We start from the raw sequence: 21,135 nt of genomic DNA, 5'->3' as shown, positions 1-21,135 counted from the left end.
ATGGAAACCCTGTTGACCGTTGCCGCGCTCAATGCCCACTTTGGCCGGCAGCAAGTACTGTCCTCGGTCGGTTTCAGTGTGGCGGCAGGCGAAAAAGTGGCACTGGTGGGCGAATCCGGCTCCGGCAAAACCGTCACCGCCCAGGCGCTATTGCAGCTGAACCCGGATGTGCGGCTGACGGGCTCCATCCGTCTGGCAGGCGAAGAGCTGCTGGGCGTGGGCGAGCAACGCCTGCGGCAAATCCGTGGCCGCGACATCGCCATGATTTTTCAGGAGCCCATGCATGCGCTCAATCCGCTGTTCACCATTGGCCGGCAAATTGGCGAAACCCTCACCCTGCATCTGGGACTGAATGCCCGTGAAGCGCGGGCCGAGGCCATTCGCCTGTTGTTGCGTACCGGCATTACCGATGCTGCCGAAAAGATAGACAGCTACCCCTTTCAGCTGTCCGGCGGTCAGCGTCAGCGCGCGATGATTGCCATGGCGCTGGCTTGCCAGCCCAGGTTGCTGATTGCCGATGAACCCACCACCGCACTGGATGTGACGGTGCAGGCGCAAATCCTGCAATTGCTGGATGAATTGCAGCAGGAACTGGGCATGGCGGTGTTGTTCATCACGCACGACCTCAATCTGGTACGGCGCTTTGCCGACAAGGTCGTCGTGATGCGTGGCGGCCTGGTGGTGGAAAGCGGCAAGGTGGCACAGGTGTTCAGCCATCCGGCCCATCCTTACACTGCCGAGTTGCTGGCCAGCCGCCCAGACACGCTGGAGGACGATGCCGCGCCCGCAGCGGACACCCGGCCCCGGTTGGAAGCCAGTGCCATCATGGTGAGCTATCCGGTGGCCGGTGGCTGGTTCCGCCAGCGTAGCCGCACCGTATTGCAGGATGTCTCGCTGCAGGTGCCGCCGGGGCAGACGCTGGGCATTGTGGGTGAGTCCGGATCGGGCAAGACCTCGCTGGGGCTGGCGCTGCTGCGTCTGCTGCCCTGCGAAGGGGAAATCCGGCTGGATGATCTGGCATTGCATGCCTTGCATGGCGGCAAGCTGCGCCGGGCGCGCAAGGATTTCCAGGTGGTGTTCCAGGACCCGTTTTCCTCGCTGTCGCCACGCATGACGGTGGGGCAGATCGTCGCGGAGGGGCTGGCCTTGCATCAACCGGGACTCAGTACCGCGCAGATACGCCAACAAGTGGTTGCAACGCTGGCAGAGGTCGGCCTGCATCACGAAATGATGGAACGCTATCCGCACGAATTTTCCGGCGGCCAGCGTCAGCGTATTGCCATTGCCCGTGCGTTGATCCTCAAGCCCAGACTGATCTTGCTGGACGAGCCCACCAGCGCACTGGATGCCACCTTGCAAAAGCAGGTGCTGCAACTATTGCGCAGCCTGCAGCGCAAGTATGGCCTGAGCTATCTGTTCATCAGCCATGACCTGGCGGTTATTCGTGCCATCGCGCATCAGGTGCTGGTGTTGCAGGCTGGCAAGGTGGTGGAGCAGGGGCCGACCGCCCGGGTATTTGCCAGTCCGCAACAGCCTTATACCCGCCAATTGCTGGCTGCAGCCTTGCCGACGACTTGAAAATAGCGGGGTCTGCTCCCATTGTCAGTTGACTAGCCGAATTCTTGCATGCATTTCCTGATGTGCCACACGCTGCGCCCGGCAGGGCGGCCGTGGGTGGATTCTGCCGCTGCCGCCACCAGACGGCGGTTGCTCCACGCTCAGTCAATTGTTACCATCAACGGCTATTGATACTGCAAACCACCCCGAATACTAGAGGAAGCCATGAGCGATCTTATCCTGCACGTAACCGACGACTCCTTTGAACAAGACGTCCTGAAGGCCGATGTGCCGGTTCTGGTCGACTACTGGGCTGAATGGTGCGGTCCTTGCAAGATGATCGCCCCCATCCTGGACGAAGTGGCCAAGGAATACGCCGGTCGCCTGAAAGTGGCCAAGCTGAACATCGACCAGAACGAACTGACCCCGCCGAAATTCGGCATCCGCGGCATCCCGACCCTGATGATCTTCAAGGACGGCCAGGTTGCCGCCACCAAGGTAGGTGCACTGGCCAAGAGCCAGCTGGCCGCCTTCATTGACAGCCACATCTAAAGCGTCTATCCTCAGCTGAATTTCTTCAAACAGGCGGCACATCAGCCGCCTGTCTCTTGTCTGCACCCACACCTCACAAACAGCGTTCTGCTCAATCTTTACGAGTCGACCAACGGCCGCTATGCATTTATCTGACCTCAAACACCTTCATGTATCCCAGCTCGTGGAAATGGCTATTTCCAACGAGATCGAGGGCGCGAACCGCCTGCGCAAACAAGACCTCATCTTTGCGCTTCTGAAAAACCAGGCCAAAAAAGGCGAAAGCATCTTCGGCGAGGGCACCCTGGAAGTGCTGCCGGACGGCTTCGGATTCTTGCGCAGCCCGGATACCTCGTATCTGGCCGGCCCGGATGACATTTATGTCAGCCCGTCGCAGATCCGCCGCTTCAATCTGCATACCGGTGACTCGATCGAAGGCGAAATCCGTACCCCCAAGGACGGCGAGCGCTATTTCGCACTGGTGAAGGTGGACAAGGTCAATGGCGAGCCGCCGGAGAACTCCAAACACAAGATCCTGTTTGAAAACCTCACGCCGCTGTTCCCGACCGAACAGTTCAAGCTGGAGCGCGATATCCGCGCCGAGGAAAACATCACCGGCCGCATCATCGACCTGATTTCGCCCATTGGCAAAGGCCAGCGCGCCTTGCTGGTGGCACCGCCGAAATCCGGTAAGACCGTGATGCTGCAACACATTGCCCACGCCATCACTGCCAATCACCCGGAAGCGGTGATGATTGTGCTGCTGATTGACGAACGTCCGGAAGAAGTGACCGAAATGCAGCGCTCGGTGAAGGGTGAGGTTGTGTCCTCCACCTTCGACGAGCCGGCCACCCGCCACGTGCAGGTTGCCGAAATGGTGATCGAAAAGGCCAAGCGTCTGGTCGAGCACAAGAAGGACGTGGTCATCTTGCTGGACTCCATCACCCGTCTGGCACGCGCCTACAACACCGTGGTACCGGCTTCCGGCAAGGTACTGACCGGTGGTGTGGATGCCAACGCCCTGCAGCGCCCCAAGCGCTTCTTCGGTGCCGCACGTAATGTGGAAGAGGGCGGCAGCCTGACCATCATCGCCACTGCGCTGATCGACACCGGCAGCCGCATGGACGATGTGATCTACGAAGAATTCAAGGGCACCGGCAACTGCGAAATCCATCTGGAACGTCGCATGGCGGAAAAACGTATTTTCCCGGCGCTGAACATCAATCGTTCCGGCACCCGTCGTGAAGAGCTGCTGGTGCCGCAAGACCAGCTGCAACGCATCTGGGTGCTGCGCAAATTGCTGTACCCGATGGATGACATCGAGGCGATGGAATTCCTGCAGGACAAAATCAAGGCCACCAAGTCCAACCTGGCCTTCTTCGACTCCATGCGTCGCTAAACCTGACGCGGTTTTCCCGCCAGGGAGATAATGAATGAACCCGACGCCGGACCTGAGCAGGTCTGGCGTTTTTCATGGTATTGCTTGCAGATGGAATTCAGTAGCCGTTTTTTCCAGATGGAGTTGTTCTCCGCCATTGGCACTGTTGCTTTTGCTTTTTCCGGTTATCTGATCGGCGTGCGCAAGCAGCTGGATTTGCTGGGCATTGTGGTGGTGGCCCTGCTCACTGCCATTGGAGGCGGCATTTTGCGTGATGTACTGGTGGCAAGGGTGCCCCTGGTGTTCTTCAATTACAGCAGCCTCGCCATCATCGCCGCTACCCTGTTGTTGTCGGTCTTGCTGCGCTTGCACCGGCGGCAGAGCCGCACGCTGGACCGCCTGTTCATCATTGCCGATTCGCTCGGCCTGGTTGCCTTCAGCATGACCGGTGCCCAGGTGGGGCTGATGTACGACCTGAACGCATTTGGCGTGGTGTTGCTGGGTTTCATTACCGCCGTGGGTGGCGGTGTGGTGCGTGACATGATGGTGAATGACATTCCCTTCATCCTGCACAAGGATTTTTACGGCACCGTGTCCATACTGGTAGCTGGTGCTTTGTTTGTGCTGGACCAGTTGACCTGGGTCACCAGCTGGATGTTGCAGTTGCTGTTTGTGCTTGGTCTGGCCATTCGCCTGTTTGCACACTGGAGCGAGCTGGCCCTGCCCAAGATTGGCCCGCAATCAAAACAAGGATGACAGCCATGTGGCCGGCTGAAATGGTGGAGGCCCAGGCCTGGATACGCCAGCGTCTGGCAGGGTTCGAGTTTGATGGTCGTGCCGGGGACATTCCCTGGCGGGTGGCCGGGGCGAAACAGCGTCCGGCGGCGGTACTGGTACCGCTGGTGTGGCATGACAGCGGCCCTACCGTGTTGCTGACGCGCCGGACGGAATCGCTGTCCACCCATGCCGGGCAGGTGAGCTTTCCGGGTGGCAAGGTGGATGCCATGGATAGTTCGGTCATTGCGGCAGCACTGCGCGAAGCGCAGGAGGAAATTGGCCTGGCGGCCGATGGCGTGACGGTGCTGGGCACGCTACCGCAGTATGTCACCATTACCGATTTTGTCGTGACGCCTGTGGTGGCCATGTTGCAGCCGCCCTTGCAGTTGCGCCCGGAACCGGGGGAAGTGGCCGAGGTATTCGAGGTGCCGCTGACGCTGGCGCTGGACGGGCGTCAGTACGAGAAGCACAGTTACGAACGTGACGGCGTGCGTGGTCAGTATCTGGCCATGCAGTGGCAGCACTACACCATCTGGGGTGCTACTGCGGCCATGCTGCGCTTGCTGGCGCAGGCGCTGGGTCAGCGCTGATTGGTGCTGACCTGGCGATCTGTCATTCCGGGTTGCCGTCGCTGAGCATCAGGTCGCGACCGGCCATCTTGGCCTCGTACAGCAGCTTGTCGGCACGGCTGAGCATGCTCGACGGGTTGTCTCCTGGCCGCCAGTCGGTGATCCCGCCGCTGAAGGTGACTTTTTCATCGGTGAACGGAAACACGGTGCCAGCCAATACCTGCTGCACCCGCGCCATGACTTTTTCTGCATCGCGCAAGCGGGTGCAGGGGAAAATCACCAGGAATTCTTCGCCACCGATGCGGGCACACACGTCCATGCTGCGCGTGCAGTCGATCAGCGCATTGGCCACCGCCAGCAGCACATTGTCCCCGGCCTGATGACCAAAGCGGTCATTGAACTGCTTGAAATGGTCGATATCGAATACTGCCACTGACATCGGCTGGCTGTAGCGTTCACAGCGTTGCAGCTCTTCCCGCAGCGTCTGGTCGGCATGCCGACGGTTGCACAGCCGGGTGAGCGGGTCGGTGATGGCCATTTCATTGAGCAGACGGTTTTTTTCTTCCAGCTCGTTTTCCAGCGCCTTGCGCTGGGAGATGTCGTACAAGGCAATCAGCGCGGCCGGGGTTTCCCGGCTGGGCATCAATTCTACCGAGACAATTGCCCAGAAACGGGTCTGGTCCTCTCGTTGCAGCTCGGTTTCCCGGTTGGCCACCGCTTCCCCGTTGCGCAGCCATTCATTGACCGGCTCCAGATGCAAGGGCAGATCCAGCAGCGCGGGCTGGCGATCATGTCGCAACGGGGCAGGGGGAATCTGCAGCATGTCGCGCGCCGGGGCATTGGCACGCAGGATGCGCATGGTTTGCGTCGCGACCAGAATCAGGGCCACCGGTGCGGTATCCAGCGTGAGTCGTGCCAGTTCCTCGCTTTCGCGGATACGGGCGGCACTGGCGGATAGCAAGCGGTTCTGCCGGATGCTGGCCAGATGACTGCGCAGCGTGATCAGGGTCAGCGCGGCGGTAAACAGCCAGGCCAGTATCGCCAGCGTTGCCTTGTCATGGTAGGCACGGGTGAAGTCACGCTCGGCAATGCCCACCACCACGCGGAAAGGGAAGCCTTCCATCAGGCGCGAGCTGTACAGGCGGATTTCCTGGTCCAGGATAGAGCTGGCACGAAACTGCAGGTAGTTGTCGTGGCGCTCCAGCACATCGGTACTTTGCAGTTCGTTCAGCGGCTGTTCGGAATGGCTGTTCTGCGCAGGCCAGCTGGCTTGCAATACCTGGCGCTGGTCTAGTACCAGGATTTCGCCAAAGCGGCCTACCGGCAGTTTGGCAACTTCGGTCTGAAAGAAATGGCGGTCCAGAATGCCCACCACCATGCCCACTGCTTCGTCGTCCTGATTCAGCAGCTTTTGCACCAGCACAATTCCATCCTGGCCATGGTCCTGACGGGTGGAGGTAAAGCTGCCATCCTGATTGCCATTGCGGTGAAACCAGCGGCAATAGTCCGTTTTCAGCTGTGAGCCGGGGTTATTGTGTTGAGTGGAATACAGCACATAACAAGCGCTATCCAGAATGTCGATCTGCTTGAGCTGCGGCATCTGGCGCAGCTTGCCCTGCAGCAGCAGGTCGATGCGCTGTTGCTGATCCAGGCTCAGCATGTGTTTGTTCAGCAGCATTTGCACCAGATTGCTGTCACTGGCGCTTTTCAGGATCAGGTTGGTTTCGCGTAGGCCGGATGACAGGCGTTCTTCCAACAGCTGCGACAAGCCCGCTGCCTGGTTGCGCGCTTCGCTTTCCCCTTGCTGCCGCGTGCCTGCCAGGTCGAGGACGACCACCAGCAGTGTGCTGAGCAGAAAGATGGCGGCCAACCATTTGGCTAAGCTGCCCTTGTCCTGGAATAGCGTGGGCAAGTGTGCGGTTTCCCTGGTAATGAATTGGGGCCTGCAATGCGCAGGCTGCCTTATGTGGTATATCCCTTAAAACGACAAAAGGACAATGTCGGACTGTTGTCCGTGCATTGTCCCCTGTGGCCGGACTAGACGGCGAAGCGCATGGACAGGTCGATGGCCTGGATGTCCTTGGTCAGCTTGCCGATGGAAATGCGGTCGACACCGGTTTCGGCAATGGCACGCACGGTGTCCATGTCCACACCGCCGGAGGCTTCCAGCAAGGCCTTGCCCGCGCTCAATTCCACCGCGCGACGCATGTCATCCAGCGACATATTGTCCAGCAGGACGAGCTGGGCACCACCGTCCAGCGCCTGTTGCAGCTCGTCCAGGTTTTCCACTTCAATCTGCAAGGAAACGCCTGGCGGAATGATGCGGAAGGCCTGTTCCAGTGCCTGGGCAATGCCACCGGCTGCCATGATGTGGTTTTCCTTGATCAGGATGCCGTCGTAGAGGCCGATGCGCTGATTGTCGCCGCCGCCCACGGTGACGGCGTACTTTTGCGCCAGGCGCAGGCCGGGCAGGGTCTTGCGGGTGTCCAGGATGCGGGCGCGGGTGCCGGCTACCACATCCACATAACGGCGGGTCTGGGTGGCAACGGCGGACAGGGTTTGCAGGAAATTCAAAGCGGAGCGCTCGGCGGTGAGCAGCGCGCGGGCCGGGCCGCTGATTTCACATAGCACCGTGCCGGCCGCCACCTTGCGGCCTTCGCGCACCTGCCACAATACACTGCAACGCTCGTCTACCTGACGAAAGCATTCTTCAAACCAGGCCTTGCCGCAAATCACGGCATCTTCACGCAGCAACACCGTGGCGCTGCTTTCCGCGCTCCGATCAATCAGCTGGGCGGTCCAGTCGGCCTGACCAATATCCTCGGCCAGCGCAATGCTGACTTGTTGGGCAATAAGATGGTTGGCTGGCTGTTTGCTCATGTCGGAACTCAGGCTTAAAAAAGCATTATTGTACCCAGCCGCGCGCTGGCTGTGGGGCTTATCGTCGTGGTGGTATCATGCGCAGCACACTGTCAGGCTGGAGAATGTATGGATTTGCCTGCTGTACTGTTTCCCACATGGCTGCTTTATGTCGCCATGGCTGCTGCCGGCCTGCTGCTGGGTTTTGCCGCCACACGCGTTCGCTGGCGTACGCTGGATGCCGGTGCCAGCAATGCCTGGCTGGGCGCGGTGGTGGTTTTGCTGGGCCTGTGGCTGATGCGTGGCGGGCTCAAACCGGGCTTGTCCTTCCATATGCTGGGGACAACGGTGCTGACCTTGCTGATGGGCCCCTGGCTGGCCCTGCTGGGTCTGGCCGTATTGTTGCTGGCGCTGGCGGCAGGCGGGCATGGCGACTGGCTGGCGCTGGGCCTGGACTGGTGGTGTGGTGCGGCGGTGCCGGTTGCGGTGACGGCAGGCCTGTTGCAACTGGCGCGCCGCAAGCTGCCGGCCCAGTTGTTTGTCTATGTGTTCATCAATGCTTTCATCGCCGGTGGGCTCAGCCTGTTTTGCAGCGCATTGGCCGGCATGCTGCTGCTGGGCGGCCATGCTGTCTATGCCTGGGATTACCTGATGGAAGAAGCCTTGCCGTTTTACTTTCTGCTGTCTTGGTCCGAGGCCTTTACCAGTGGCCTGGCCATGGCCGTGCTGGTGGTGTATCGCCCGCACTGGGTCAGCACTTTTGATGATGCCGCTTATCTGGGTTCGGGATCGCGCTGGTGATCTCGGCGAAATACCTGCAATGTTGTCCTGTTACAAGGAGTGGTCATGCCGTTTGCGCTGTGGAGTATCTTGCTGGTTTCTTTCTTGCCCTTGTTGTGGACGGCGCTGGCCAAGGCCGGGGCTCCGTATGACAACCATCAGCCACGTGTGGTGCTGGCAGCGGCCACGGGCTGGCGTCAGCGTGCCAACTGGGCGCAGCAGAATGCCTGGGAAGCTTTTCCCAGCTATGCTGCAGCCATGTTGCTGGCCTGGCTGATGAAGGTGCCCGTTGCCCGGCTAGACTTGCTGGCCGTGGTGTACGTGCTGCTGCGACTGGGCCATGGCTTGTGCTACCTCAGTGACAAGGCCACGCTGCGCTCGCTGTGCTGGCTGGGTGGCTATGCCACGGTGGTGCTGTTGTTTGTCAGTGCTGCCGGGCTGTTCTGATGGGTTCAGTCCAGTAAGCCTTGCGCCTGCACCGCCTGTCGCACCGCGTCAAAACCGACGGTGTGGCAGGCCTGCCAGCCTGCTTGCCTGGCGCTGTGCACGCATTCGATGTTGTCATCAAAAAAGATGATGTCGGCAGCATCTGCCTGCAAGGCTTGTTGCACATGCTGGTAAACAGCCAGGTCCGGCTTGCGCAAGCCCATGTGGTGTGAGGCAAAGCAGGTTTCAAACAAGGGCAGGATGTCGAACTGGCGCTCGATCTTGCCCCAGTGCAGCGCATTATTATTGCTGAGCACGGCCAGGCGGTAGCGGGGGTGCAGTTGTTGCAGCAGCTCGCGTACGCCGGGGTAGGGGCCTTGCAGCCAGTCATCCAGCGCTTGCAGCATGGCCGCAGTGCCCAGTCCCAGTTGCAGCCGTTCATCCATCAGCCGGGCGAATTCTTCCGGTGTCACCCGGCCGGTATCCAGCAGCGCCACCTCCGGCGTATGCATCCAGAACTGCCTGGCTTGTTCGCGTTCCAGCCGACCTTGCGACACGGCCATCAAGGGGTCGATGCCGTTCCAGTCCACCAGCACACCACCCAGATCAAAAACCAGCACCGGCCGCTTGCCGTGTCGTGTCGCTTGCATGTTTTTTTCCTGTAAAAAGCCGGGTGTTACAAGACCAGCGGTTCGGCTTCCAGTTCCACGCCGTAACGCTGGCGTACCGTGTCCTGCACATGGCGTGCCAATGCCCACATCTGGCTGCCGCTGGCGGCCCCGTGATTCACCAGCACCAGTGCCTGGCGGTCGTGTACGGCGGCGTCGCCCTGGCGGTAGCCTTTCAGGCCTGCCTGATCAATCAGCCAGCCGGCTGCCAGTTTCACCTTGCCAGGCCCGGCCGGGTAGTGGGGCAAGGTCGGGAAGCGCTGCAATAGCTCAGCGGCCTGATCCTGTCCGATCACCGGATTCTTAAAGAAGCTGCCGGCATTGCCAAGCTCGGCCGGGTTGGGCAGCTTGCTGGCACGGATGGCCATCACCACATCGCTGACATCCAGCGGTGTGGGGTGGCTGATGCCACGTTTGTCCAGCTCCTGCTGGATGTCGCCATAGGCCGTTTTCAGTTGCGGCTGGCGAGTCAGCTGGAAGCGCACGGCGGTCACCAGCAGCCGACCGGCGGCTTCATGCTTGAAAACGCTGTCGCGATAGGCAAAGCGGCAGTCGGTATTCTCCAGTACGACTTCAGCACCATGGGCTTGCAAATCGGCACACACCACCTGGGTAATGCGGTCCTTCACTTCCACGCCATAGGCACCGATATTCTGTACAGGGCAAGCGCCCACCGTGCCGGGAATCAGGCTGAGGTTTTCCAGTCCGTACCAGCCTTGCTGCAGGCAGTAGCGTACAAAATCATGCCAGTTTTCCCCGGCGGCAGCTTGCACCAGCAGCTTGTCGCCATGGTCTTCCAGCAGCTGGATGCCGCGCAGGGCCAGTTTGACCACCAGGCCCGGGTAGTCTTGCGTCAGCAACAGATTGCTGCCGCCACCCAGCCACAGCACCGGGCCTTGTCGGAAGCGGACATCGGCTAGCAGGATAGGCAACTGCGCCAGATCGTCCAGCTGACAGAAATGGGCAGCGCTAACGTCCATGCCAAAAGTGTTATGCGGTTTGAGCGAAACTTGCGATTGAATGCGCAGTGTCATCATCAGCTTTCTTGCAGGGTGTTGTGGTGCAGGCGTCGGCGACTTTCGCGCGCCAGATAGCTCACCAGCATCAGGGCGGCAATGCTCAGACTGATGACCAGTGCCAGCCAGAAACCGTAAATGCCCATGGGGGAGACCAGCCAGTCGGTGAGGCCCAGCGTGATGCCCAGTCCCAGCCCAATTCCCCAGAAGGCGGTAATGTGGATGATCATGGGAATGGTGGTCAGCTTGTAGCCGCGCAGTGCGCCGGAGGCAATGGTCTGGGCGGCATCGGTCAGCTGGAAGACGGCAGCAAACAACAGCAGGCTGGAACCCATGGCAATGACGTTCGGGTCGGGCGAATAAATAGCCATGATGTCACTGCGCAGCCACAGCACCAGCAACATGGTACACAGCGCGGTGGCCAGCCCCACTAGCAGGCCGACCCCGGCGACAAAGCGGGCCTGATGGTAGTCGCCGCCACCGGCGCGCTGGCCGACTCTGACCGTGAGCGCGGTGGAAATGCTTTGCGGCAGCATGTAGATGATGCTGGAAAAATTGAGTACCGACTGGTGGCTGGCCACGACAGTCATACCCAGCTTGGCAATCAGCAGGGCAATAAAGGAAAACAGGCTGACTTCAACAAAGAAGGACAGACCGATGGGCAGACCCAGCTTGAGGAATGCCCCGTAGCGCTTCCAGTCGGGCAAGCTCATCCGGCTGGTCAGACCGTAGGGGCGGAAATGGCGATGCCAGCAGATATAAGCCAGCAGCGTCAGGCAGTTGAACCAGAACACGATGCCGGTGGCCCAGCCGCAACCGGCACCGCCCAGTCTGGGCAGGCCGAACAGGCCGTGAATCAGCGCGTAATTGAGCGGTATGTTGAGCGCCAGCGCAATCAGGCTGACCACCATGATCACCTTGGGCCGGTTCAGGCTGGAAGCATAGGCATGCAGGGCACGGTGCACCATGGCGGCGGGCATGCCCACGGCGGTACCGGTGATGAACAGCATCACCTTGTCTTCCACGTCGGTTGGCAGTTGCAGCCACAGGCGCAAGGGGTGTTCGGCCAGCAGCATGGCGGTGGCACCTAGCAGGCCGACAAACAAGCCGAACCACATGCCCTGGCGGCCGGTTTCACCAATCTGCTCTTTTTCACCGGCACCCAGTTGGTGGCTCAATACCGGATTGAGTGAGGTCACCACGCCCATTAAGGTCACATAGACGGTGATGAAAATGCTGGCACCCAAGGACACGGCTGCCAGGTCGTCAGTACTGACCCGGCCGGCCATGACGGTATCAACAAAGCCGGTAGCCACCTGGGCCACCTGGGCAATCATCATCGGCAAGGCAAGGCGGACAATCTGTCTGGCTTCACCGGAAATGGCACCGGGCGCAGCGCTTTTGAGTTCCTGCAACATGGAGGCGGATCAATTTGACAAGGTAGGCAAGCGCTCCATTATAAGGAGCGGCTGCCCGGCCTGTCTTGTGCAATGGCGACACCGCAGTTGCAGTCTTTTACTGTTCAGCCCCGGCTTGCGTTGTGCCGGAATACACGCTGGTCGGTTTCAGAAACGGACAGGCGTTTCGCGGCGCAAATCACAGCTGATGATCAGATGCTGGCCAAAGCGGCTGTTGATGCTGAGTGCATCCAGCAGGCCGACATCATGAATGGTCAGCAAGCCGCTCTCGTCCAGCTGGCTGCTATAGCCCAGCTGGTCAGCGTAGTTGATCAGGTCTTGCAGGGGCAGGGTGCTGTCAGCGGACAGCAAGGTGGCAGTCAGGCTGCCTTGAAGGGGGCGTTTTCTTCCCACGGCATCGTATACGGCAAAGGAAAAGTCGCTACAGCTGTCTTGCAGGCAATCGTACATGGTGAAACTCCATCGGATATGGTTGGCGCTGTTGCGTGCCCGACCTTACCGTCAGGCGACGCTTTAGCAGGATTTTTGGGCGCCCTGCAAGTTGTCGATTAACTCGGCGCCGGTGTTCCGGATACAGCCCGGAACGGTAAAACGGTACTACTTTCAACATGCCCGATGTCGCACAGTGCGCGCACTATTAAGACGGAAAAAGAAAAACCCGCCGGGCCAGAGAGCGCAGCGGGTTTTCCGACTCACGCTTTAGCTGGCATTTATAGTGCGCCCAGCAAGCTGTATCAAATCGGCGCATGGGAAAAGATTATTCCCGTCAGAAAAGCCTGTCAAGCCCTGTTGCATCCCGTCCACTGTTGCAGAAAATCCCGCCATCCTGCGCCTTGTTGGCCTAGCAGTTGGGCAAGCTTTTGCTCGTGCTGGCTGCGGGTCAGGGCGGAAATCTGTCCCTGCAGCGCCGCAAGGCGCAGCCACATCAGGTAATGACAGGCGGCACGCTGCGCACTGTGGGCCAGCAGAGTCGGCAACTGGCCGGCTGCCGCCATGGCCCAGGACTGGGCTGCATCGTAATCGGGAATACGGGGCAAGCCGCACAGGCCGGCCATTTCCTGTTGCGGAACACAGCCAGGCTGGGCGTTCTGGCATAGCAGGCGGCTGAGTTCCAGCGTCTGGCCAAACAGTCCGTTGGCCCCGCCGGGGAAGGCAATGCTGTGCATCATGGCGCGATGGCGTAGTACCGGCAGCATCAACTGGGAACCTTGCCAGCTGACAATTTGCGGCATGTGTTCGTTCAGCAGGGTGGACAAGGTTTGCAGCATGCCCGCTTCGTCTTGCCCGGGCAGGGTATGGTGCAAGACCACTTCCTGACGGATGTGCAAAACGGCATGAATGCCGACCACACGATGCAGGTGGTAGGGCAGGAATTCATCCGCCCGGCTGGCCCGGCTGCGTTGCAGGGCAAAGTAAACGACGTCTGCATCGCTGATGTCTGCATCCAGTTGGTACAGGGTACGGATGCCATCGACATCGGGCAGGGTCTGGATATCCAGGGCGAGTAAGGGAATCACGGGCAGTCTTTACACGGAAAATGCGGCAGATGGTGTGCGATTCTAGGCCCGCAGCTGGTGACGGGCAATCATCACCGGGCATGTGGCCTGTTGCCGGTCAGGATAAATTGGGCCAGAGCGGTATATCTTGTCAGAAGATTCAGGCTATAATCTGCCGCTTGAATTCCTTTCTTGCGAATCCCTTCATTCCACGTCCTTATTCCTCTAAATGATCCGCAAGCTTATCCGTAAAGTACTGGAGCTGCCGTCTGGCATGGGCAAACGCCGTAGCAAACCACGCGTGATTCCGCTGTCCCAGCATGGCGTTCGCCGCGATCAGCTCAGCACTGCTGCGCTCAAGGTGACTTCCCGTTTACAGGAAGCCGGTTTCTCTGCCTTCGTGGTAGGGGGGGCTGTGCGTGACCTGTTGCTGGATGTCGCACCCAAAGATTTTGACGTCGCCACCAATGCCACGCCGGAGCAGGTGCATCATCTGTTCCGCCGCTCGCGCATCATTGGCCGGCGTTTCCGCATTGTGCACGTGATGGTGGGCCCGGAAACCATCGAGGTGACCACCTTCCGCGGTGGCGGTATCGACGACCAGAACGAATCCGGCCGCATCATGGCGGACAACACCTTTGGTAGCCAGGAAGAAGACGCACACCGCCGTGACTTCACTGTCAATGCGCTGTTCTTCGATCCGTCCGACGAGTCCATCATCGACTATCACCACGGGGTGAAGGACCTGAAGGCCAAAAAGCTGGTGATGATAGGCCAGCCGGCACGGCGCTACCAGGAAGACCCGGTGCGCATGCTGCGCGCGGTACGCCTGGCCGCCAAGCTGGGCTTCGAGATTGACGAAGACACCCGCAAGCCTATCCGTGCCCATGCCCATCTGCTGAAAAAGGAACCCCCGGCCCGGCTGTTTGACGAGATGCTCAAACTGCTGATGTCCGGCCATGCCTATGCCTGTCTGAAAAAGCTGCGCGAGGAAGGCCTGTCGCGCGGGGTGTTCCCGCTGCTGGACGCGGTAATGGGTGAAGATGGTGACGATTTGTTCTTGCAACTGGGCTTGCAAAGCACCGATGCCCGTATCCGGGCGGAGAAGCCGGTGTCTGTCGGCTTCCTGCTGGCCACCTTGCTGTGGCAACAAGTGAACCAGCACTGGCAGCAGCATATTGCCGCTGGTGAAAAATCCTTGCAGGCCTTGCAAATGGCTATTGCCGACGTGGAAAACGAGCAGGACAACGACTTTGCCATTCCGCGCCGTTTCAGCGTCACCATGCGCGAAATCTGGACGCTGCAAGGCCGCTTCGACAGCCGTAGCGGTGCCCGTCCTTACCGTTTCCTGGAACAGCCGCGCTTCCGTGCTGCCTTTGACTTCATGTCGCTGCGCGCCGAAGCAGGCGAGTTGCCGGCCAGCCTGGTGGAGTGGTGGGAAGCCTTCCAGCGTGGCGATCAGGCCGAACGCGAAGCCTTGATCAACGAAGCCAAGAATAGTGGCGCTGACGAACCGGCCAAGAAGCGCCGTCGTCGTCGCACCAGCAACCGCCGCCGTGCCGAGAGCACCGGTGGAGGGGGAGAGGCCGAGTGAGCCTGGCCTATGTCGCTCTGGGAAGTAACCTGGAGCAACCGGCCGAGCAAATAAGGGCCGCGCTAGCGGCCCTTGCTGCTCTTGCCGGCACCAGCGTGCTTGCGCATTCTTCTCTTTATCTCACCACCCCGGTGGGTTATCTGGATCAGCCGGACTTCATCAATGCCGTGGCACAGCTGGAAACCGGCCTGAGCCCGCATGCCTTGCTGGAAGCGCTGATGCAGATCGAAGCCGGTTTCGGGCGCGAGCGCAGCTTCCGTAATGCACCAAGAGTGCTGGATCTGGACATCCTGCTGTATCAGGATACCGTGCTGGACGACCCGCAACTGTTGTTGCCGCACCCGCGCATGCACCAGCGCGCCTTTGTCATGGTACCGTTGGCAGAAATCGCCCCTGACCTGCCGGTAGGGGAATATGGCCAGGCAGCTGCCATTGCCGCCACCCTGGATTGCAGTGGTGTGCGCAAGCTGGTCTAGCCTGCCGTTCTAGGAGCTCATCATGAGTCACAGCCATTTGCGTTATGTGGTAGTTGAAGGCCCCATCGGTTCGGGCAAATCAGCGCTGGCCCGGCGGCTGGCCAGCTACTGGGGTGTGCAATTGCTGGCCGAAGACCCGGCGGCCAATCCCTTCTTGCCGCGCTTTTACCGTAATGTCGCCTCGCATGGTCTGGCCACCCAGTTGTCCTTTCTGATGCAACGTGCCGACATGGCGCGCGGCATGTTGCTGGGCGACACCCTGGCCAGTCCGGTGGTATCCGACTTTTTGTTTGAAAAAGATGCGCTGTTTGCCCGGGTGAATCTGGACGAGCAGGAACTGGCGCTGTACCAGCGCATTGCCCAGCAATTATTGCCACAGTACCCGGTGCCGGACCTGGTGATTTACCTGCAAGCCTCGGAGCAGGTGTTGCTGGAGCGCAGTGCCGCCCGCGCCAGCCAGCTTGAGCAGGATTTCCCCGAAGGCTACCTCAAGCGCGTTCATGCGGCGTACAGCGAATTTTTCCATCAGTACGAAGCGGCACCCTTGCTGATCGTCAATACCGACCATCTCGAGTTGGTTGATGGTAACGAGGATTTCGAGCTATTGTTGCGCTGCATCAGCGAGATGCGCGGACAGCGCAGCTACTTCAACAAGAGCGTCTGAATACAAGTGACGCCTTGCATTTCCCGACCACACCGAGGAAGTACAGGTATGAAAATTACCGTCAACACCCTGCAGAAGATGGCCGCCGAAGGCCAGAAGATCGTCATGCTCACCAGCTATGACGCAAGCTTTTCCACCCTCCTTGATCAGGCCGGGGTAGAGATTCTGCTGGTGGGCGATTCTCTGGGCATGGTGATCCAGAATCGTGATTCCACCCTGCCGGTGACCATGGAAGAAATGGTCTACCACACCCGTTGTGTCGCCGCTGGTGCCGGCGATGCCATGGTATTGAGCGACCTGCCGTTCGGCAGCTATCAGGAAAGTCCGCAGCAGGCGTTTGCCAGCGCTGCCCGCCTGATGCAGGCCGGTGCCCACATGGTGAAGTTGGAAGGCGGCGGTTTCATGGCAGAAACCACCCGTTTTCTGGTGGAACGCGGTATTCCCGTCTGTTCGCACATCGGCCTTACCCCGCAGTTCGTCAATACCTTTGGCGGCTACCGCGTACAGGGCAAGACCCAGAGCGATGCCGAACGCCTGCTGGATGATGCCCGCAAGCTGGCCGATGCCGGTGCCAGCCTGGTGCTGATGGAATGTGTGCCCGCCGAACTGGCCGCCCGCGTGACCGAAGCCGTTGCCGTGCCCACCATCGGCATTGGAGCCGGGGCCAATGTCAGCGGCCAGGTGCTGGTATTGCACGACATCCTCGGTGTGTATCCGGGCAAGAAAGCCCGTTTCGTCAAGAACTTCATGAATGAGGCCGGCAGCATCCAGGGTGCGGTCGAAGCCTACGTCAAGGCAGTCAAGGCAGGGACTTTCCCGGCTGCCGAACATACCTTCTAAGCCAAAAGGGTAAGGAAATGGAAATCATCCGTAGCGTGGCAGCCATGCGTGCATGGCGTCGCCAGGCCGGTAAGCTGGCCTTTGTTCCCACCATGGGTAATCTGCACGAGGGCCACCTTGCGCTGGTGGCTGCCGCGCATGAACATGCCGACAAGGTGGTGGTCAGCATTTTTGTCAATCGCCTGCAATTTGGTCAGGGCGAGGATTTTGACGCCTATCCGCGTACCTTCGAATCTGACTGTGCCAAGCTGGAAGCCGCCGGCGTGGACGCTTTGTTCTTCCCCACCGAACAGGAACTGTACCCGCGCGTGAAGCAGGATTTCAACGTGGAGCCGCCGCATATCCAGAACGAGTTGTGCGGTGCCTTCCGCCCCGGCCATTTCCGTGGAGTGGCCACGGTGGTGAGCAAGCTGTTCAATATCGTGCAGCCGGATGTGGCCTGTTTCGGCAAGAAGGACTTCCAGCAACTGCATGTGATCAAGGCCATGGTGGACGACCTGAACATTCCGGTTGCCATCGTGCCGGTGGATACCGGCCGGGCGGAAGACGGTCTGGCCCTGTCGTCGCGCAATGGCTACCTCACGGCAGAAGAGCGTGCCGAAGCACCGCGCCTGTACCGTAACCTGTCCGCCATGCGCACAGCCTTGCTGGCCGGGGACAACGACTACGCCGGGCTGGAAGCCAAGGCCAGCGCCGACCTGCAACAGGCAGGCTGGACGGTGGATTATGTGGAAGTGCGCCAGGCCGATACCCTGGAAATTGCCCATGCCGGTGAAAAGCGCCTGGTGGTGCTGGCTGCTGCCCGTCTGGGACGTACTCGTTTGATTGATAATGTGGAAATCACCCGCTAAGGCGGGCCGGGGAATTCAGTACCATGCAACGCATCATGCTCAAGTCCAAGCTGCACCGTGTTACCACCACGCATGCGGAACTGCACTACATCGGCTCCTGTGCCATTGACGAAAACCTGCTGGAAGCAGCGGATATCCGTGAATACGAGGAAGTGCAGATCTGGAACGTCAATAACGGCGAGCGCTTTGCCACCTATGCCATCAAGGCAGAGCGCGGCTCCGGTGTCATCTCGGTCAATGGTTCGGCTGCACGCCGTGCTGCGCCGGGCGACCTGCTGATCATCGCCTCTTTTGCCCAGTATGAAGATGCCGAGCTGGTCAATCATCAGCCCAAGCTGGTGTTTGTCGACGAGCGCAACCAGATGACGGCGCTGGATAACAAGACACCGACCCAGCCAGCCTGAATATTGCCTGTTCTCATGAAAAAACGATGCTGCGGCATCGTTTTTTCATGCCCGCACGTCATTTTGCAAGATTGCTTATAGCTGTCTATAGTTCTTGAACGAGCATACCAAGTGCCGGGGCATGGCCGGACCAAGCACCTGGCAGCGGGAGACCAGCATGAGCAGCATTCTGAATGGCGGCTGTCTGTGTGGCGCCGTGCGCTACCGGGTGCATGGCCAGCCCTTTCATGTCACGCATTGTCATTGCGTCAGTTGCCGCAAGGCCAGCGGTGCGGCCTTCCTCACCTGGTTTACCGTGCGCTTGATCGAGCTGGAGTGGCTGAGTGAAAAACCGGTCTACTATCACTCATCAACCGCGGTGCAGCGCGGTTTCTGTCCGCATTGCGGTGCCACGCTCAGTTATCAGCATGAGTCAGACCCGGACGATATCGACATTACCGCGGCCAGTCTGGACGCACCGGAGCAACTGGCACCTGAATTCCATACCTGGTGGCAGGAGCATCTGGATTGGGGAGAGCCGGCAAAGCAGGCCGCCTTGCCGGTGCATGAGCGCAGTCACGACGGTGCGTGACTGGTCAGTAGCTGGCGCGTCAGAGCAGGGCTTCAGCCGCCACAATCACGCCGTCTTCATCGGCATACAGCCATTCACCCGGGGTAAAGGTGACACCGCCAAAGCTCACTGGCAGGTCGCGCTGGCCTTCGCCGCGTTTGACTGATTTCAGCGGGTGGGTGTTCAGTGCGCGGATGCCCAAGGGCAGCTGGTTGAGTGCTACCGAATCGCGGATGCAGCCATAAATCACCACCCCTTCCCAGTGATTGGCCACCGCCAGATCGCCAATCTGGTCACCCAGCAGCGCGCAGCGCAGTGAACCGCCGCCATCCACCACCAGCACCTTGCCATGGCCATCCTGGGCCAAGGTTTCGCGCACCAGCGTGTTGTCTTCAAACAGCTTGAGGGTGACGATTTGTCCGGCAAAGCGGGCATGGTTGCCATAGCGCTGGAATATGGGCTCGACCACTCGCACCCGGCCTTCATTGGCGTCGCACAAATCGGTTGTCAGAAAACTCATTTTCTCTCCTTTGCTTTTGCTGGTTTATTGGATGTCGGCAGCCATGAAAAAGCCGCCCTGGGGCGGCTTTGGCTTGATGACAATACCCATCTCGCTTTCAGACAGGAAAGCGAGGCTACCTTGCAGGGCAAGGGCGGGGGGATTGGGAATAAACGGTAAGGCTGCCAACGCAATCACTTCCTCGAAAGGCCCGGCTTTGCCGGGGCCGGTGGAGATTCGTCAAATTATGATGTCAGCAGCCTGAAGCCGCCTTGCGGCGGCTTGTGGGCATGATCAATCAAGACGGAGCGGTACGAACAAGGTGTTGTCCTGGCGCCGTACCAGCAAGGCTATTTTGCCCCTTGCGCTGGACAGTGCCTTCTCGAAGCTCTTCACCGAGGTGATTTCATTCTGGTTCAGTCCCATGATCACGTCGCCATGCTGCAGGCCGGAGCGTGCCGCCGCACCTTGCGCCTTCTGTACCAGCAGGCCGCCATTGAGGCCCAGCTCGGTACGCTGGCGCGCAGTCAGCTCGGTGACGGTCAGCCCCAGTTTGCCAAACTGGAAATTCTGCGGGGCGGCTTCGTCCTGCTGTTTGGCCTGGGGGCTGACTTCCGGTGCCAGTTCGCCCAGCGTGGCCTGAATGGTTTTCTCTTCACCCTTGCGCCATACCGACAGCTTGACCTTGGCGCCCGGCTGCAGCGAACCCACCATCATTGGCAGGTCTTTCGAGCTTTCAATGCTGCGGTCATCCAGCTTGAGGATGATGTCCCCGGTTTGCAGACCGGCCTTGCCGGCAGGGCCTTGCGGATCCACGCGTACCACCAGCGCACCACTGGGGCGGGGCAGGCCGAAGGACTGTGCCAGCTCTTGCGATACTTCCTGGATATTGATGCCCAGTTGGCCACGGCTGACCTTGCCCTTGGCCTTGATCTGTTCGGCCACATTCATCGCCAGGTCAATCGGGATGGCAAAGGAAATGCCCATGAAGCCACCCGAGCGGCTGTAAATCTGCGAGTTGATACCCACCACCTCGCCGCGCAGGTTGAACAACGGGCCGCCGGAGTTGCCCGGGTTGATGGCCACATCGGTCTGGATGAACGGAACGTAGTTTTCATCCGGCAAACTGCGGCCCTTGGCCGACACGATGCCTGCCGTTACCGTATTTTCAAAGCCGAAAGGCGCGCCGATGGCCGCCACCCATTCACCCACTTTCAGTTGTGCCGGGCTGCCGATTTTCACTACCGGCAGGCTGGAGGCATCCACTTTCAGCAGTGCCACGTCAGTACGTTTGTCCAGGCCGACCAGGCGGGCTTTCAGCTCACGCTTGTCGGTCAGCATCACCTTGATCTGGCTGCCGCCGCTCACCACGTGGGCATTGGTCATGATGTAGCCGTCATCACTGATGATGAAGCCGGAGCCAAAGGACACGCTTTCTTCCGGTGCCTGGTCTTGCTGGTTGGGCTGGTTGGGGATGAAGCGTTTGAAGAAGTCGAACAGCGGGTCGTCTTCCGGTACCGGGAAAGGCATTTCGCTTTGCTGTGGTGCCGCTTCTGTGCGGTTGGCCTGAATGTTTACCACGGCCGGGCCATCACGCTCGACCAGTTGGGTAAAGTCAGGCAGCAACATGGCGACACGCCCATCCGACTGTGCAGGTACAGCCACCGGCGCGGGCTGGCTTTGCTTGTGGAACAGGCTTTCGATCTTGTCGCAACCCGAAAGCAACGACGCAGCCAGAAGGGCGCCGACAATGGGGCGAAGATACGGAGTCACAGAATTATC

At 59.8% G+C, this 21,135-nt stretch carries 23 protein-coding genes; 14 read left to right on the top strand and 9 right to left on the bottom strand.

The window, feature by feature from the left end; genetic code table 11:
• The 5 genes from HWX34_RS01905 to HWX34_RS01885 all read left to right on the top strand — a co-directional run bounded on the left by HWX34_RS01905 (nt 1) and on the right by HWX34_RS01885 (nt 4,833).
• Nucleotides 1–1,578 (top strand): ABC transporter ATP-binding protein, encoded by a 1,578-nt coding sequence (locus HWX34_RS01905; protein ID WP_178970737.1) that lies wholly within the window; start codon nt 1–3, stop codon nt 1,576–1,578.
• A gap of 204 nt (nt 1,579–1,782) precedes the next feature.
• Nucleotides 1,783–2,109 (top strand): thioredoxin TrxA, encoded by a 327-nt coding sequence (gene trxA / locus HWX34_RS01900; RefSeq protein WP_045847065.1) that lies wholly within the window; start codon nt 1,783–1,785, stop codon nt 2,107–2,109.
• A 121-nt stretch (nt 2,110–2,230) separates the two neighbouring features.
• Nucleotides 2,231–3,487: a transcription termination factor Rho gene (gene rho / locus HWX34_RS01895; protein WP_045847066.1), complete on the top strand. Its 1,257-nt coding sequence runs from the start codon at nt 2,231–2,233 to the stop codon at nt 3,485–3,487.
• A gap of 90 nt (nt 3,488–3,577) precedes the next feature.
• Nucleotides 3,578–4,222, top strand: a complete 645-nt coding sequence (locus tag HWX34_RS01890; protein WP_178970736.1) for a trimeric intracellular cation channel family protein — start codon at nt 3,578–3,580, stop codon at nt 4,220–4,222.
• 5 nt (nt 4,223–4,227) lie between these two features.
• Nucleotides 4,228–4,833: a CoA pyrophosphatase gene (locus tag HWX34_RS01885; RefSeq protein ID WP_178970735.1), complete on the top strand. Its 606-nt coding sequence runs from the start codon at nt 4,228–4,230 to the stop codon at nt 4,831–4,833.
• Between the two features lie 22 nt (nt 4,834–4,855).
• Here HWX34_RS01885 and HWX34_RS01880 read toward each other — a convergent pair whose 3' ends face one another.
• Together HWX34_RS01880 and nadC are read right to left on the bottom strand one after the other, a co-directional pair.
• Complete coding sequence (locus HWX34_RS01880) at nt 4,856–6,724, bottom strand: diguanylate cyclase (protein ID WP_178970734.1); 1,869 nt, start codon at nt 6,722–6,724, stop codon at nt 4,856–4,858.
• Nucleotides 6,725–6,849: 125 nt separating this feature from the next.
• Entirely contained in the window at nt 6,850–7,692 is an 843-nt protein-coding gene (nadC, locus tag HWX34_RS01875; protein ID WP_178970733.1) for a carboxylating nicotinate-nucleotide diphosphorylase, read from the bottom strand.
• A gap of 108 nt (nt 7,693–7,800) precedes the next feature.
• On the opposite strand from nadC, the gene HWX34_RS01870 reads away from it, so the two are divergent.
• A complete protein-coding gene (locus HWX34_RS01870) occupies nt 7,801–8,472 on the top strand; it encodes an energy-coupling factor ABC transporter permease (protein WP_178970732.1) in 672 nt (223 codons plus the stop codon).
• Nucleotides 8,473–8,517: 45 nt separating this feature from the next.
• Nucleotides 8,518–8,898 carry an MAPEG family protein gene (locus HWX34_RS01865; protein ID WP_178970731.1) on the top strand — a complete coding sequence of 127 codons (381 nt, stop codon included), beginning with the start codon at nt 8,518–8,520 and terminating at the stop codon, nt 8,896–8,898.
• A 5-nt stretch (nt 8,899–8,903) separates the two neighbouring features.
• Here HWX34_RS01865 and HWX34_RS01860 read toward each other — a convergent pair whose 3' ends face one another.
• From HWX34_RS01860 to HWX34_RS01840, 5 genes are all read right to left on the bottom strand, one after another.
• Entirely contained in the window at nt 8,904–9,527 is a 624-nt protein-coding gene (locus HWX34_RS01860) for an HAD family hydrolase (RefSeq protein ID WP_178970730.1), read from the bottom strand.
• Between the two features lie 26 nt (nt 9,528–9,553).
• Nucleotides 9,554–10,579: a UDP-N-acetylmuramate dehydrogenase gene (gene murB / locus HWX34_RS01855; protein WP_178970780.1), complete on the bottom strand. Its 1,026-nt coding sequence runs from the start codon at nt 10,577–10,579 to the stop codon at nt 9,554–9,556.
• A gap of 2 nt (nt 10,580–10,581) precedes the next feature.
• On the bottom strand, nt 10,582–11,979 hold the full coding sequence (locus tag HWX34_RS01850; protein ID WP_178970729.1) for an MATE family efflux transporter: 1,398 nt from the start codon (nt 11,977–11,979) through the stop codon (nt 10,582–10,584).
• A gap of 147 nt (nt 11,980–12,126) precedes the next feature.
• Nucleotides 12,127–12,429 (bottom strand): hypothetical protein, encoded by a 303-nt coding sequence (locus HWX34_RS01845; RefSeq protein WP_178970728.1) that lies wholly within the window; start codon nt 12,427–12,429, stop codon nt 12,127–12,129.
• Between the two features lie 329 nt (nt 12,430–12,758).
• Nucleotides 12,759–13,496 (bottom strand): hypothetical protein, encoded by a 738-nt coding sequence (locus HWX34_RS01840; RefSeq protein ID WP_178970727.1) that lies wholly within the window; start codon nt 13,494–13,496, stop codon nt 12,759–12,761.
• A 208-nt stretch (nt 13,497–13,704) separates the two neighbouring features.
• Here HWX34_RS01840 and pcnB point away from each other — a divergent pair, with 208 nt between their 5' ends.
• The 7 genes from pcnB to HWX34_RS01805 all read left to right on the top strand — a co-directional run bounded on the left by pcnB (nt 13,705) and on the right by HWX34_RS01805 (nt 18,875).
• Entirely contained in the window at nt 13,705–15,069 is a 1,365-nt protein-coding gene (gene pcnB, locus HWX34_RS01835) for a polynucleotide adenylyltransferase PcnB (protein WP_178970726.1), read from the top strand.
• Nucleotides 15,066–15,545 (top strand): 2-amino-4-hydroxy-6-hydroxymethyldihydropteridine diphosphokinase, encoded by a 480-nt coding sequence (gene folK / locus HWX34_RS01830; protein WP_178970725.1) that lies wholly within the window; start codon nt 15,066–15,068, stop codon nt 15,543–15,545. The genes pcnB and folK overlap by 4 nt, the downstream gene beginning before the upstream one ends.
• Before the next feature lie 22 nt (nt 15,546–15,567).
• Nucleotides 15,568–16,209, top strand: coding sequence for a deoxynucleoside kinase (locus HWX34_RS01825; protein ID WP_178970724.1), 642 nt, complete (start codon nt 15,568–15,570; stop codon nt 16,207–16,209).
• A 48-nt stretch (nt 16,210–16,257) separates the two neighbouring features.
• Nucleotides 16,258–17,049, top strand: a complete 792-nt coding sequence (gene panB / locus HWX34_RS01820; RefSeq protein ID WP_178970723.1) for a 3-methyl-2-oxobutanoate hydroxymethyltransferase — start codon at nt 16,258–16,260, stop codon at nt 17,047–17,049.
• 17 nt (nt 17,050–17,066) lie between these two features.
• The gene (panC, locus tag HWX34_RS01815; RefSeq protein WP_178970722.1) at nt 17,067–17,900 is read left to right on the top strand and encodes a pantoate--beta-alanine ligase; all 834 of its coding nucleotides are present in this window, start codon (nt 17,067–17,069) and stop codon (nt 17,898–17,900) included.
• Nucleotides 17,901–17,923: 23 nt separating this feature from the next.
• Nucleotides 17,924–18,304 carry an aspartate 1-decarboxylase gene (panD, locus tag HWX34_RS01810; RefSeq protein WP_062789341.1) on the top strand — a complete coding sequence of 127 codons (381 nt, stop codon included), beginning with the start codon at nt 17,924–17,926 and terminating at the stop codon, nt 18,302–18,304.
• 157 nt (nt 18,305–18,461) lie between these two features.
• On the top strand, nt 18,462–18,875 hold the full coding sequence (locus tag HWX34_RS01805) for a GFA family protein (RefSeq protein WP_255496537.1): 414 nt from the start codon (nt 18,462–18,464) through the stop codon (nt 18,873–18,875).
• Between the two features lie 19 nt (nt 18,876–18,894).
• Here HWX34_RS01805 and rraA read toward each other — a convergent pair whose 3' ends face one another.
• Both rraA and HWX34_RS01795 read right to left on the bottom strand, forming a co-directional pair.
• Complete coding sequence (gene rraA / locus HWX34_RS01800) at nt 18,895–19,374, bottom strand: ribonuclease E activity regulator RraA (protein ID WP_178970721.1); 480 nt, start codon at nt 19,372–19,374, stop codon at nt 18,895–18,897.
• 273 nt (nt 19,375–19,647) lie between these two features.
• Nucleotides 19,648–21,126 carry a DegQ family serine endoprotease gene (locus HWX34_RS01795; RefSeq protein WP_178970720.1) on the bottom strand — a complete coding sequence of 493 codons (1,479 nt, stop codon included), beginning with the start codon at nt 21,124–21,126 and terminating at the stop codon, nt 19,648–19,650.
• Between the last annotated feature and the right edge of the window lie 9 nt (nt 21,127–21,135).

It is taken from the genome of Aquitalea sp. LB_tupeE (genome assembly GCF_013391415.1).
Lineage (GTDB): Bacteria > Pseudomonadota > Gammaproteobacteria > Burkholderiales > Chromobacteriaceae > Aquitalea.
This window is presented reverse-complemented; position numbering and strand designations above follow the sequence as displayed.